Raw genomic sequence first — 13,832 nt, forward strand, 5'->3', positions numbered from 1 at the left:
TGCACAGCGGTGTGCAACAGGCCTACATTGCCAGTGTCACGTAGTTGCACAGCAGTGTGCAAGTAGATTGAGGGAGGGCGACCGTACCCATGCGTCTCGTCAAGAACGAACCGGTCGAGCAGATGTGCCGGCCCTACGCGGGTCGCTGGTGGGCCCTGCTGGTGCTGTGTCTGAGTCTGCTGATCATCGTGATGGCGAACACCGCCCTCACGGTCGCGGCCCCGGACATGACCCAGGACCTGGGTCTGTCCAGCGCCGACCTGCAGTGGGTCATCGACGGCTACACCGTCCCGTACGCCGCGCTGATGCTGCTGCTCGGCGCGATCGGCGACAAGTACAGCCGCCGGGGCGCCCTCGTCCTCGGCCTCGTCGTCTTCGGCGGCGGCGCCGTCGCGGGCTCGCTCGTGGACAGCTCCACGGGTGTCATCGCCGCGCGTGCCGTGATGGGCGTCGGGGCGGCGCTCATCATGCCCGCCACCCTCTCCCTCCTCGCCGCGACCTTCCCGCGCGCCGAGCGCGCCAAGGCGATCACGCTGTGGACGGCCACCGCGGGACTCGCCATCGCGGCCGGACCGCTGGTCGCCGGCGCCCTGCTGGAGCACCACGGCTGGTCCTCGACGTTCCTGATCAACGTGCCGATCGCCGCGCTCGCCATCATCGGCGCCTTCGTCCTCGTACCGCCGTCCAAGGCCGGGCACGACCACCGCATCGACTACGTCGGCGGCCTGCTGTCCGTGCTCTGGATCGGTTCGCTGGTCTACATGATCATCGAGGGTCCGCACTTCGGGTGGGGTGTGAAGGCCGTGACCGCCGCGGTGGTCGCCGGCGCCGGCTTCGTGCTCTTCGTCCTGTGGGAGCTGCGCCACCCGCGCCCGGTCATCGACGTGCGCCGCTTCGCCAACCGCCGGTTCGCGGGCTCCAACCTCGCCGTCGCGCTCTTCTTCCTCGCCGTCTTCGGCGCCTTCTACTTCCTCACCCAGCACCTCCAGTTCGTCCTCGGATACGACGCCCTGGACACCGGAGTGCGCATGCTCCCGCTCGCCGGGGCCGTGTTCGTCGGCTCGGCGCTCACCGCGTACCTCACCCCGCGCGTCGGCATGAAGATCACCGTCACCGCGGGCATGGTCGGCGGCACGGCGGCGCTCGCGCTGCTCACCCAGGTCGACGCGGCCTCCTCGTACGGCGACTTCGTCCTGCCGCTTGCCATCCTGGGACTCGCGATCGGGCTGGCGCTCTCGCCCTGCACGGACGCCATCATGGGCGCGTTCCCCGAGAGCGAGCTGGGCGTCGGCGGTGCCGTGAACGACACGTCGCTGGAGCTGGGCGGCTCGCTCGGCATCGCGATCCTCGGTTCGGTGCTGGCGAGTTCGTACTCCTCGCACCTCTCCGACGAGGTCGCCGGCAGCAAGCTGCCGGCGGGCGCCCTGTCCACCGCCCAGGATTCGGTGGGCGCGGGCTACGGGGTGGCTCAGGGCATCGGGGACAAGGCACGGCAGCTCGGCGAGCAGGCGGCCCACGCCGGCAGCACCGAGCAGGCCGCCCAGCTGAAGGCCCAGGCCGACCAGCTCACCCAGGGCGCCCGGCAGATGGCGGACGCGGTCGGCTCGTCCTTCGCGGACGCGGTCGCGCACACCAGCCTCGTCGGCGCGGTGATCCTCGGCATCGGCACGGTCCTGGTGGCGGTCCTGCTGCCGCGCGGGTCGAACGCGGCCGAGGAGCAGCCCGAGGCGGGGCGGCCCACGGAGGAGCGGTCCGCGAAGGCGGCCGGCGACGGCACGGAGGCGCTCACGGAGGGGTCCGCGAAGGCGGCCGGCGACGGCACGGAGGCGCTCACGGAGAAGTCCGCCGAGGCGCTCACGGGGAAGTCCGCCGACGAGTCCGCCGACGAGTCCGAGTCCGTCCACGGCGCGACGCGCTGACGTTCCAAGGAACCCCGTCCTCGGGTCCCGTGCCGTGCTCGGGATGCGGGACCCCGGGGCGGAGAGGGCGGGTGCCCAGGGGGCGGGTGCCAACCCCTGGGGCCTGCCGGACGGCAGGCGGGTCGGTCGGCCGGCAGGTCAGGCCGGCCCGACGCCGTGGGTGGCCGCATGCTGCCAGAAGTCCCGCTGCAGGGCGTTCGGCAGCGGGCTCTCCATGCCCCGCTGAGTGAGCAGGATCGCCACGGTGTCGGTGGACGGGATGATGTGGGCGGTGGTGCCGGTGCCACCCACCCAGCCGTACCGCCCCGGGACCGACCAGGGGGCGAGCGGCGCGATGTCGACCGAGCCGCCGTAGCCCCAGCCCTGGCCCTCCAGGAACAGGGCACCGACGGCGCGCTGGACGTCGGTGAGGTGGTCGGTGGTCATCAGCCGTACCGACTCGGGCGACAGAAGACGCCGGCCGTCGGGGGCCGCCCCGCCGGCGAGCAGCATCCGGCCGAAGGCCAGCCAGTCGTCGGCGGTGGACACGAGCCCGCCACCGCCGGACGGGAAGGCCGGCAGGCTGCTCCACCGCCCGTCGGGACCGTCGACCAGCTCCAGGCCGCCCGCGCCGTCGACCTGGTAGTAGCCGGCGAAGCGGTCGCGCCGGCCGGCCGGCACCGCGAAGCCGGTGTCCGTCATCCCCAGCGGCTCGAAGATCCGCTCGGCCATGAACGCGTGCAGGGGCCGGCCGGTGACCCGGGCGATCAGCACGCCCTGGATGTCGGAACAGGTGCCGTAGAGCCACGCCTCGCCGGGCTGGTACAGCAGCGGGATCCGGGCCAGCGCGGCCATCCACTCGTCCGGCGCCGGGAAGCTCTCCGGGTTGCGGCCGTCCTTCTGCACCGTGAACAGCTCCTGGACCTGGGGGAGCGAGAAGTCGGACGGGAAGCCGTACCCGGCGCGGGAGGTGAGCAGGTCCTCCACGGTGATCGGCCGGGCGGCCGGCACCAGATCGTCGACGGGACTCTCCGGCGTCCGTACGACCATCGGTTTCGCCAGCTCGGGGAGCCACTGGTCCACCCGGTCGTGCAGCGCGACGCGCCCTTCCTCGACCAGCATCATCACCGCCGCGGCGGTGACCGGCTTGGTGATGGAGGCGATACGGAAGACGGAGTCCCGTGCCATGGGCGCCGTCCCCTCGACGTCGAGGGAACCGACCGCGGCCACCTCGACCTGGTCACCGCGGGCGATCAGACCTACGGCGCCGGGGGTCCAGCCGTCGCTGACGTAGTGCTCGAGAAGGTCGTGCAGGGTGCTCATCGGTCCGCCTTCGGGAGGGGAGTGGTCTCTGAGGTAAGACTTCCTCGACCCGGCGGAATCATCGCCGGTGCACCGCCGTTTTCACCGGTTCCGCCCTTGTGCTCCGCGGGTGCGACGCACGACGGTCCGGGCTCCGACGGGCACCCGTGCCGTCCCGCGTGCCGACGGTGCGCCCGGGTGTCCCGCGGTCCTGCCGGGGCGGCACAGCACTATCGCCCCGTCGCCGCGTTCAGTCGCGCCAGCTCCTCCGCCTCCAGCACCAGGTCCGCCGCGCCCGCCGAGTCCTCGATCGTCACGGGGCGGCGCGCGCCCGGAATCGGGACCACGGTGGGGGACTGGGCCAAATGCCAGGCCAGGCAGACCTGTTGGGGACTCACTCCGCGTGCGAGCGCCACCTCATGGAACGCTCCGAAGCCGTCGGACTCCACCTCCGACGGTCCGTCGAGGGAGCTGCGGGAGATCCCGCCCAAGGGGCTCCAGGGCAGAAAGGCGAGGCCCAGTTCGGCGCACAGGCGCAGCTCGGGGTCACTGTCCCGGGCCGCGGGGGAGTACCTGTTCTGGACCGAGACCAGGCTGTCGCCGAGGATCGCGTGCGCCTGCCGGATCCGGGCCGTGTCGCTGTTCGAGATACCGGCGAGCCGGATCTTGCCCTCGTCCAGCATCTCGCGCAGGGCGCCGACGGACTCCTCGAAGGGGACGGCGGGTCGGGTTTGTGCAGTTGATAGAGGCCGATGGCGTCCACCCCGAGCCGCTTCAGGGAGGCCTCGGCGGCCGCCTTGAGGTGGCGGGGTGTGCCGGTCACCGTCCAGCTTCCGTCGGCCGGCCTGCCGCGGCCGCCCTTCGTGGCGACCAGCACGTCGGCCGTGTCACCGCCGTAGGTGGCGAGCGCGCGGGCGACGAGCCGCTCGTTGTGGCCGGGCCCGTCGCCGGGCAGGTGGTACGAGTCGGCGGTGTCGATGAGGGTGACGCCCGCGTCGAGCGCGGCGTGCACGGTGGCCAGGGCGCGGGCCTCGTCCGGGCGCCCCTCGATGGACAGCGGCATCGCGCCGAGCCCGACCGCCCCCACGCGCAGCGTGCCAAGTGCGCGATATCGCACGTCAGTTGTCCTTCCCGGGAGATACGGAGGCGAGGGTTTCGGCGACGGCGCGCGGCAGCCACTCCCGGGCCTGCCCGAAGGTGAAACCGAGCCCGGTGGCCCGGGAGTTGTCCATCCCGTACGAGCGGGTGAAGGAGAACGGCGAGACCTCGCCGACCTCCACGCTCCGGAACACCGTCCTTCCACCCGGAATGCGCGCGGCCACGGCCGCGCACAACTCCTCCGTGGTGAGGGCTCCGTGGGACGCCGCGTTCACCGGCCCGGTGAATTCCCCGTCCACCACCCAGGCCAGGAAATCGCTGATCTCGTCGACATGGATGTACGTCGCCGGGTGGTTCACCGTCGGTACGGCAATCGGCTCACCCGCCTCGATCCGCCGGGCGTAGTGGTCGAGCCGTCCGGTGAAGTCGTCTCCCCCGCCCAGCACATGGGCGACGCGCACGGCCACGTACGGGAAGGCGGGGTCGCTCGCCAGGACCGCCTCGGCCTGCCGTTTGCCCTCCCCGTAGTGGGATGCGAGGAAATCCGGGTCGTCCCAGGGGAGTTCGAGGTCGACGGCGACCGATCGGGGGTCGACGGCCTCCTCGCGCACCGGTGCTGCCGAGTCCTCGTATCCGTACACCTCCACCGTGGAGGTCATGACGTACCGGCGGGTGCGGCCGGCGAAGACGCTGCGTGCGACGGCCGCCTGCCGGGGTGTGTAGCAGACCTGGTCGACGACGACGTCGAAGGTGCGCGAGCCCAGCGCCTTTTCCAGGGAATGCTCGTCATTCCGGTCGGCGACCAGATGAATCGCTCCGACGGGCGGCTCCGAAGAGCCGCGATTGATGACGGTGACCCGGTCCCCGGCGGCCAGCAGCCGGGCTGTCAGCCTCTTTCCGAAATACCGGTTGCCACCGATGACACATACGTCGCGCACGACGTCCCTCCCGAATGTCCATTCCCGCGACTGTTCCCCGCGGATTGTTCCGGCGGCTTCTGTGCCGTGCTCCCGCCTTGTCTGTGGTCATAATTCTTCCTCCGTACGCAGCAGGTCTGAAGGGGGAGTCATGGGAGATCTGGTCGCCGCACCGAAGGAACCACGGCATCTACGCGCCGCCGCCAACGAAACATCGGTGGCCTTCGACGCGCTGGACCGGCAGATCCTGGAGCTGCTGCAGAGCGACGGCCGCATCAAGCTCAGCGAGTTGGGCCGCCGGGTCAGACTCAGCCCGGCGGCCGTCGCCGAGCGGGTGCGCCGCCTGGAGTCGACGGGCGCGATCACCGGCTACGGCGCCCATGTCGCGCCGGCCCGCCTCGGCTACGGCATCCGGGCCTTCATCCGCGTCAATCCGCACGGCGGTTACAACCTCAGGCACCCCAGGACCCTCGAACTCCTCGCCCGCCCGGAGATCGTGGAGGTCCACCACGTGGTCGGGGAGGACTGCTGGATCCTCAAGGTCGCGGTCCAGGACACCATTCACCTGGAGGAGATCCTGGAACAGACCTCCGCCCTGGGCCGGACGACGACGTCGATCGTGCTGTCCTCCCCGGTGGAGCGGAAGCCGCTGCTCCCGCCCGTGGCCGACCGCTCGCCCTGAGACCGCTTGCCTTGACGTCGGCGTCAAGGATTACCGTCGGGGCATGCGAATCGGCGAGCTGGCGGCGCGGGCCGGGACGACCACGCGGACCCTGCGCTACTACGAGTCGCGGGGGCTGCTGCCCGCGCGGCGGGGCGGCAACGGGTACCGGACCTACGACGAGGACGATCTGAGGCTGCTGCGGCAGATCAGGACGCTGCAGGACTTCGGGTTCGACCTCGAGGAGACGCGGCCCTTCGTGGACTGTCTGCGGGCCGGCCACCCGGAGGGCGACTCCTGCCCGGCGTCGCTCGCCGTGTACCGCCGCAAGCTCGGCGAACTCGACGCGCTGATCGGCGAGTTGCAAGCCGTGCGCGCGCACGTCGGTGCCCAGCTGGCCAGGGCCGAGCGGGCGCGCGACGTGCTGGCGGCCGACGCGGAGGTTCCGGGCGGCCCGGAACCCGTGTGCGAACTGGGAGGACGGACGCAGTGATCAAGGCAGCAGGCGTGGCGGAAGTGACGGACGCGGACTTCGCGGCGGAGGTGATCGGGGCGGACCTGCCGGTGCTGGTGGAGTTCACCGCCGACTGGTGCGGCCCGTGCCGTCAGCTCGCCCCCGTCCTCAGCGACATCGCGGCCGAAGAGGGCGAGCGGCTCAAGGTCGTCCAGCTCGACGTGGACGCGAATCCGGGGACCACCATCGCGTACGGCGTCATGGCGATGCCGACCCTCATGGTGTTCCGGGACGGGGAGCCGGTGAAATCGATGGTGGGGGCGCGGGCCAAGAGGCGGCTGCTGGCGGAGCTGGCCGACGTGCTCTGACCCGGCGGGCCGGCCGAACCGGCCACTGAACGCAAAAGAATCCCTCGAGCAATTGCGCTCGGGGGATTCTTTTGCGTATATTCAATGGTTCGCGACTTCAAGGATATTGGGTCACGAAGAAGTTCACTGGGCACAGTATATCCGGCCGGGAGCGGAATTGTCAAACACCGAATTTCCAGACGATGAATTGCGGCAGGAGCAGGAATTCATCGACGGGCTGTACACACGTGTGGACGCGCTGCGGGGCAGCACCGAGGCCTCCGTCGTGGACGCGCTGGGGCAGGGCAACACGCCCATGCAGGCCCGCCTCGAACGGGATGTCCTCGTCGCCGAACGGTCCGGGCTGCTCGCCGCGCTGAACGCCGTGGACGGCTCGCTCTGCTTCGGCCGCATCGACCTCACCAACGGAGTCAGCCACCACATCGGCCGTATCGGCATCCGCGCCGACGACGCCGAGCTCACCCCGATCCTCATCGACTGGCGGGCCCCGGTCGCCCGCCCCTTCTACCTCGCCACCGGCCATACGCCGATGGACCTGCGCCGCCGCCGGCACCTGACCACCGACGGCCGGCGGGTCACCGGCCTGCACGACGAGATCCTCGACCTCGGCGACCAGGAGCGCACCGGCCACGAGGACCCGACGGGCGATGCCGTCCTCCTCGCCGCGCTCAACTCGGCGCGCACCGGCCGGATGGCCGACATCGTGCAGACCATCCAGGCCGAGCAGGACCGCATCATCCGCGCCCCGCACCGGGGCATCATGGTCGTCGAAGGCGGCCCCGGCACCGGCAAGACGGCCGTGGCACTGCACCGGGCCGCCTATCTCCTCTACGAACACCGGGAGTTGCTCGCCAAGCGGGCCGTCCTGATCGTCGGCCCCAACCCGGCCTTCCTCGGCTACATCGGCGAGGTGCTGCCCTCGCTCGGTGAGACGGGCGTCCTGCTCGCCACGGTCGGCGAGCTCTTCCCCGGCGTGAAGGCGACCGCCCAGGACACTCCCCGGGCCGCCGCCGTGAAGGGCCGTGCGGACATGGCCGACGTCCTCGTCGACGTCGTACGCGACCGCCAGGCCCTCCCCGATCCGGTGATCGCCGTCGAGCACGACCGGGACATACTGATGCTCGACGAGGGCCTCGTGCAGGTGGCCCGCGAGCGCACCCGCGCGGTGGGACTCCCGCACAACGCGGCCCGCGAGCACTTCGAGGGCCACATCCTCAACACCCTCACGGACATGCTCGCCGAACGCATCGGCACGGACCCCTTCGACGGATCCAACCTCCTCGACCCGAGCGACATCACACAGATCCGCGACGAACTCGCCGAGAACCCCGAAGTCTGGGCGGCCATCGACCAGTTGTGGCCGCGGCTGACGCCGGCCCGTCTGGTGGCGGACTTCCTCGCGGAGCCCGGGGGATACGTGTCCGACGAGGACGCGGCGGCGATCCGCCGTCCCGTCACCCGGGACTGGACCACCGCGGACGTCCCGCTCCTCGACGAGGCGGCCGAACTCCTCGGCGAGGACGACCGGATCGCCCGGGCGCTCGCCGAGCGGCACCGGAACGCACAGGTCGCCTACGCCCAGGGCGTGCTGGACGTCTCCTACGCCTCCCGTACCTACGAGTTCGAGGACAAGGACGAGGAGGACTCCGAGATCCTGTCCGCGCACGACATCATCGACGCGGAACGGTTCGCCGAGCGGCACGAGGAGGACGACCACCGCAGCGCCGCCGAGCGGGCCGCGGCCGACCGCACCTGGGCGTTCGGGCACATCATCGTCGACGAGGCGCAGGAGTTGTCGCCGATGGCGTGGCGGCTGCTCATGCGGCGCAGTCCGACCCGTTCGATGACCCTGGTCGGCGACCCCGCGCAGACCTCCGAGGCCGCCGGGGTCGGCTCCTGGTCGGAGATCCTCGCCCCGTACGTCGAGGACCGCTGGGAGCACACCCGGCTCGCCGTCAACTACCGCACCCCGTCCGAGATCATGGACCTCGCGGCGGCCGTCCCGCGGGCCGAGAACCCCGGCTTCGAACCGCCGAGTTCGGTGCGGTCGACGGGTGTACGGCCCTGGGTGCGCCTCGCGCACGATCTGCCCGGTGCCGTCGCCAAGGCCGTCGCCGAGCTGGCCCCCGTGGAGGGGCGGCTCGCGGTGATCGCGCCCCGTGATCTCCATCGAACGCTGGCCGCGCGGCTCGACGGGGTGACGGCCGGGGAGGAGCCCGACCTCACCCGGGCGGTCGTGCTGCTCGACCCCCGTCAGGCCAAGGGGCTCGAATTCGACTCCGTCCTGGTGGTCGAGCCTGCTCGCTACAGCACGAGTGACTTGTACGTCGCACTGACCCGCGCCACGCAGTCACTCGGCGTGCTGCACACCGGGGAGCTGCCGGGTTCCCTCAAGACTCCCTGACCCCTCGGCGGGGGCGGCCCCTACGGGGTTCTCGCCCCCGCCGCCCCTACCCGTCCCTTACCGGGGGCCAGCCCCCAGACCCCCTTGTCGCGCTTCGCGCTCGTCCTCAATCGCCGGACGGGCTGAAGACTTTCCCCGCCCGGGGTGCAGGATTTCTCGGGTCGGACGGGGAAAATTCAGCCCCTCCGGCGTTTGAGGAGCGGGGGTCCGGGGGCTGGCCCCCGGGACGGGTAGGGGCGGCGAGGGCGGAAATCCCTAGGCGGGGCGGAGCCAGACCGTGGCCAACGGGGGCAGGGTCAAACGGATGCTGGCCGGACGGCCGTGCGCGGGGTGGGGCTCGGGTTTCACCGGGTCGGGATTCGTGACGTCGCTACCGCCGTAGCGGGCGAGGTCGGTGTTGAGGACCTCGTGCCAGGCGGGGACGTCGTCGGGAACCCCGAGGCGGTACTCGTGCCGGACCACCGGCGAGAAGTGGGACACGGCAAGCAGCGGAGAGCCGTCGGCGTCGTAACGGAGGAAGGCGAAGACGTTGTCCTCCGCGGCGTCCCCGGCAACCCAGGCGAACCCGGAGGGCTCGGTGTCGCGCTCCCACAGGGCGGCCTCGTGCCGGTACACGGTGTTGAGGTCGCGGACGAGATCGCGTACACCCCGGTGATCGGGCTCGGCCCCGTACGCGGGATCGAGCAGCCACCAGTCGGGCCCGTGCGCCTCGGACCACTCCGCCCCCTGGGCGAACTCCTGCCCCATGAAGAGGAGTTGCTTGCCGGGATGGGCCCACATGAAGCCGAGGTAGGCGCGGTCGGTCGCCCGCTGCTGCCACCAGTCGCCCGGCATCTTCGACACCAACGACCGTTTGCCGTGCACGACTTCGTCATGGGAGATGGGCAGCACGTAGTTCTCGCTGTAGGCGTACACCATCGAGAACGTCATCTCGTTGTGGTGGAACCTGCGGTGAATCGGGTCGTGCTGCACGTAGTCGAGCGAGTCGTGCATCCACCCCATGTTCCACTTCAGCCCGAAGCCCAGACCGCCGAAACCGCCGGGCCCGATGTGGTGGGTGGCGCGGGTGACGCCGTCCCAGGCGGTCGACTCCTCCGCGATCGTGACGACACCCGGGTTACGGCGGTAGACGGTGGCGTTCATCTCCTGGAGGAAGGCGACCGCGTCGAGGTTCTCCCGGCCGCCGTGCTCGTTGGGGGTCCACTGCCCCGCCTCGCGGGAGTAGTCGAGGTAGAGCATGGAGGCGACGGCGTCCACCCGCAGCCCGTCGATGTGGAACTCCTCGCACCAGTACACCGCGTTGGCGACCAGGAAGTTGCGCACCTCCCGGCGGCCGTAGTCGAACTCCAGCGTGCCCCAGTCGGGGTGGGCGGCCCGCGCCGGATCCTCGTGCTCGTACAGCGGGCGTCCGTCGAACTCGGCCAGCGCCCAGTCGTCGCGCGGGAAGTGCGCGGGCACCCAGTCCATGAGGACCCCGATCCCGGCCCGGTGCAGGGCATCGACCAGGTACTTGAAGTCGTCGGGGGTGCCCATCCGGGCCGTGGGCGCGTAGAAGCCGGTCACCTGATAGCCCCAGGAGCCGCCGAACGGGTGCTCGGCCACCGGCATCAGCTCCACATGGGTGAAGCCCAGGTCGGAGACGTATGCCGGGAGTTGCTCAGCGAGCTGACGATACGTCAGACCCGGCCGCCAGGACGCGAGGTGGATCTCGTACACGGAGAACGGGGCCTCGTGCGCCGGCCGCAGCGCGCGGGCGGACATCCATGACGCGTCCTGCCACTCGTGGTGCGAGGCGTCGATGATCGAGGAGGTGCTCGGCGGGACCTCGGTGCGCCGGGCCATCGGGTCGGCCCGCAGCGTCTTCGAACCGTCGGGCCGGGTGATCTCGAACTTGTACAGCTCCCCCTCGCCGACGGCGGGCACGAACAGCTCCCACACCCCGGTGGAGCCCAGGGAGCGCATCGGATACCCCGTGGGATCCCAGTAGTTGAAGCTGCCGGCCACGCGCACACCGCGTGCGTTCGGCGCCCACACCGTGAAGCGGGTGCCGCGCACGCCCTGGTGCTCCATCGGCTCCGCGCCGAGCGCCTTCCACAGCTGCTCGTGCCGGCCCTCACCGAGCAGATGCAGATCGAACTCGCCGATCGCGGGCAGGAAACGGTACGCGTCCTCGGTCTCCAGGACCGACCCCTCGTACGTCACCACCAGCCGGTACGTCTCCGGGATCTCGCGCAGCGGCAGCAGTCCCGAGAAGAACCCGTCGCCGTCGTCGTCCAGTTCGGCCCGCAGGCCGTCGGTGACCAGGGCCACCTTCAGGGCGTACGGGCGCAGCGTGCGGAAGGCCACGCCGCCGGGCACGGGATGCGCGCCGAGTACGCCGTGCGGGTCGTGATGCGTGCCGCCGAGCAACCGCTCCCGGTCCCAGGACTCGACCCCGGCAAAGGGCGGCGCCTCCGGCGGGTCTGCGGGGCTGGGGGAGACAGCAGTGGGTTCGGTGACGCCCACGCCCGTCACCCCGGGCTCGCCGGCAGGGGGGTCCGTGACGCCGGGCCCGGTGACGGTGGGCTGCGTGGCTCCGGGCCCGGTGACGGTGTCCCGCTTGGGGCCGGCCTTCTTCCCGGACACCTTCGGCGTCTTCGCCGCCTTCTGCACCGCCGCCTTCTCCTCGGCGGACCGCTTGGCGGTCGCCGCGGTCTTCTTCCCGGCCGCCTTCCTGGCGGCGGCCGCCTGCTTCCCGGCGGCCGTCTTGTCGGCGGCGGCCGGCTTCTTCGCGTTCGCGCCGGTCTTCTTCGGACTGTCCTCGGACGGGGGACGGGGGGTCACGGGCGGGGCCTCCTCGGCAGGGGTGAGGTGGGAGGGGTCGGGACGCACGTCACCTGGACGCGCTTCACGGTGTGCCGGCGTCCGCGGCGAGCCGGCGCACCGCGGTCAGCGGTACCGGCAGCCAGTCGGGCCGGTGCCGGGCCTCGTACAGGACTTCGTAGACCGCCTTGTCCGTCTCGTAGGCGCGCAGCAGTACCGGTTCGGTGCGCGGGTCGCGCCCGCTGACCTCGGCGTACCCGCTGCAGTAGGCGGCCCGGCAGGCCTCGGCCCAGCCGGGCACCGGGGTCTTCGCCGAGTGGGCCGCGTAGTCGAAGGAGCGCAGCATCCCGGCGATGTCCCGTACGGCCGGCTGCGGCATCCGGCGTTCCGCGAGCGGTTTCGACGGCTCGCCCTCGAAGTCGATCACTGACCACTCACCTGACGGGGAGCGCAGACACTGGCCGAGGTGCAGATCACCGTGGATGCGCTGGGCGGTCCAGGTGTGCCCCTCGCGGGCCAGATCGGCGAGCGCTTCGAAGGCGGAGCGCAGTCCGGGGGCGTACGGCCGCAGCGCGGGGACGGCCTGCGCCGCCGCCTCCAGCCGCTCGGTCATCCCGCCGACGATGAGTTCCAGCTGGCTGTGGCCGACGGTGAGCGTGGGGAGCGCGCGGCCGAGCGCCGTGTGCACCTCGGCCGTGGCCCGCCCGAGTGCCCGCGCCTCGCCGCTGAAGTCCTCGCCCTTGGCCAGTTCGGCCAGGGCCAGCTCCCAGCCGTCCGCCGCACCCTGCAGGAAGGGTTGCAGCACGCCCAGGACGTAGTCCTCGTCGGCCAGGTCGGCGAGCATCCACGCCGTCGGGGCCGGCACTCGGGGGCAGTCCTCGCGGGAGAGCACCAGCGGCAGCTCCAGATCGGGGTTGATCCCCGGCACGATCCGGCGCAGCAGCTTCAGAATGAACGTATCTCCGTAGACGACGGAGGAGTTGGACTGTTCCGCGGTCATCACCCGCGGTACCAGATCACCGCGGATCTCCTGGCGCCGGTCGCGCCCGAACCGCAGCTCCCCGATACGGGCGCCGGTCCGCAGTGCTTCGAGCAGCACATCGGCGGCGCGAGGGTCATGGAGGGCCTCGTACACCGTCCGCCCGGCCAGGGGGCCTTCTTCCAGATGTCCGATCAGCGCGGGCGCCAGCCGTGGTGGCAGCGCCTCGCGCATGCCTATCAGCAGCTGGTAGCAGTCCCCGGGGTGCGCGACGGCGCCCGATGCGGGGGAGTCCGGCTGATGGGCCTGTACGAGCAGGTGGTACAGCGCCGACGTGGCGCTGGGCGGCAGCAGTTCCGTGGCTGCCACCAGCGTGAATCCCGTGACCGGACGCCCTTTGCCCGCGAACCAGCGCTGCCGCGGCAGCCACTCCCGCAGGAGCGGATCGAGCGACGCGAGCAGTTCGGGGCGTGCGACCGGGGCCGTAACGGAGTGGGTTATGGCTTCCGACATGGCGTCGCGTCCTTTCCCCGGGGGGTCGGGGTGTTACTGATGCGTGCCCCGGGCGGCGCGGTGGAAACCGCCCCGCCCGGGATCTGCGCGGCTTCTACGCGGGGTCCTTGCGGAGCCGGAACCAGTAGAAGCCGTGTCCGGCGAGCGTCAGCAAGTACGGCAGCTCACCGATGGCCGGAAAGCGCACCCCGCCGATCAGCTCGACCGGATGCCTCCCGCTGAAGGCACTCAGATCCAGCTCCGTCGGCTGCGCGAACCGCGAGAAGTTGTGGACGCACAGCACCAGGTCGTCCTTGTATTCGCGCAGGAAGGCGATGACGGCGGGGTTGGAGGACGGCAGCTCGGTGTAGGAGCCGAGGCCGAAGGCCATGTTCTGTTTGCGGATTTCGATCATGCGCCGGGTCCAGTGGAGCAGGGAGGACGGCGAGGACATGGA

10 protein-coding genes and 1 pseudogene are annotated in these 13,832 nt (G+C 71.3%); 5 read left to right on the plus strand and 6 right to left on the minus strand.

Going from position 1 to position 13,832, the window contains the following annotated elements; translation table 11 throughout:
* Positions 1–89: 89 nt before the first annotated feature.
* Positions 90–1,919, plus strand: a complete 1,830-nt coding sequence (locus ACFVYF_RS21955; protein ID WP_389457669.1) for an MFS transporter — start codon at positions 90–92, stop codon at positions 1,917–1,919.
* A gap of 138 nt (positions 1,920–2,057) precedes the next feature.
* Here the strand turns inward: ACFVYF_RS21955 and ACFVYF_RS21960 are convergent, their stop codons facing one another.
* The 3 genes and pseudogenes from ACFVYF_RS21960 to ACFVYF_RS21970 all read right to left on the minus strand — a co-directional run bounded on the left by ACFVYF_RS21960 (position 2,058) and on the right by ACFVYF_RS21970 (position 5,236).
* Positions 2,058–3,221: a serine hydrolase domain-containing protein gene (locus ACFVYF_RS21960; RefSeq protein WP_389457670.1), complete on the minus strand. Its 1,164-nt coding sequence runs from the start codon at positions 3,219–3,221 to the stop codon at positions 2,058–2,060.
* A gap of 209 nt (positions 3,222–3,430) precedes the next feature.
* Positions 3,431–4,317: pseudogene (locus ACFVYF_RS21965) on the minus strand (aldo/keto reductase).
* Position 4,318: 1 nt separating this feature from the next.
* Positions 4,319–5,236 carry an NAD-dependent epimerase/dehydratase family protein gene (locus ACFVYF_RS21970; protein WP_389457672.1) on the minus strand — a complete coding sequence of 306 codons (918 nt, stop codon included), beginning with the start codon at positions 5,234–5,236 and terminating at the stop codon, positions 4,319–4,321.
* A 130-nt stretch (positions 5,237–5,366) separates the two neighbouring features.
* Between ACFVYF_RS21970 and ACFVYF_RS21975 the strand changes: the two genes are divergently transcribed.
* The 4 genes from ACFVYF_RS21975 (at position 5,367) to ACFVYF_RS21990 (ending at position 9,102) form a co-directional block, all read left to right on the plus strand.
* Entirely contained in the window at positions 5,367–5,897 is a 531-nt protein-coding gene (locus ACFVYF_RS21975; protein WP_389457674.1) for an Lrp/AsnC family transcriptional regulator, read from the plus strand.
* Between the two features lie 43 nt (positions 5,898–5,940).
* Positions 5,941–6,369: a MerR family transcriptional regulator gene (locus tag ACFVYF_RS21980; RefSeq protein ID WP_389457676.1), complete on the plus strand. Its 429-nt coding sequence runs from the start codon at positions 5,941–5,943 to the stop codon at positions 6,367–6,369.
* On the plus strand, positions 6,366–6,698 hold the full coding sequence (trxA, locus tag ACFVYF_RS21985; protein WP_389457678.1) for a thioredoxin: 333 nt from the start codon (positions 6,366–6,368) through the stop codon (positions 6,696–6,698). The genes ACFVYF_RS21980 and trxA overlap by 4 nt, the downstream gene beginning before the upstream one ends.
* A 187-nt stretch (positions 6,699–6,885) precedes the next feature.
* Positions 6,886–9,102 (plus strand): HelD family protein, encoded by a 2,217-nt coding sequence (locus tag ACFVYF_RS21990; protein ID WP_389457680.1) that lies wholly within the window; start codon positions 6,886–6,888, stop codon positions 9,100–9,102.
* A gap of 255 nt (positions 9,103–9,357) precedes the next feature.
* On the opposite strand, the gene glgB is transcribed toward ACFVYF_RS21990, so the two are convergent.
* The 3 genes from glgB to ACFVYF_RS22005 all read right to left on the minus strand — a co-directional run.
* Complete coding sequence (gene glgB / locus ACFVYF_RS21995) at positions 9,358–11,925, minus strand: 1,4-alpha-glucan branching enzyme (RefSeq protein ID WP_389457682.1); 2,568 nt, start codon at positions 11,923–11,925, stop codon at positions 9,358–9,360.
* Between the two features lie 64 nt (positions 11,926–11,989).
* Entirely contained in the window at positions 11,990–13,396 is a 1,407-nt protein-coding gene (locus ACFVYF_RS22000) for a maltokinase (RefSeq protein WP_389457684.1), read from the minus strand.
* Between the two features lie 94 nt (positions 13,397–13,490).
* A partial coding sequence (locus ACFVYF_RS22005) for an alpha-glucosidase C-terminal domain-containing protein (protein ID WP_389457685.1) occupies positions 13,491–13,832 on the minus strand: 342 nt, incomplete at its 5' end.

Origin of the sequence: Streptomyces sp. NPDC058274 (assembly GCF_042881375.1) — a bacterium.
In the GTDB taxonomy this organism is placed as follows: domain Bacteria; phylum Actinomycetota; class Actinomycetes; order Streptomycetales; family Streptomycetaceae; genus Streptomyces.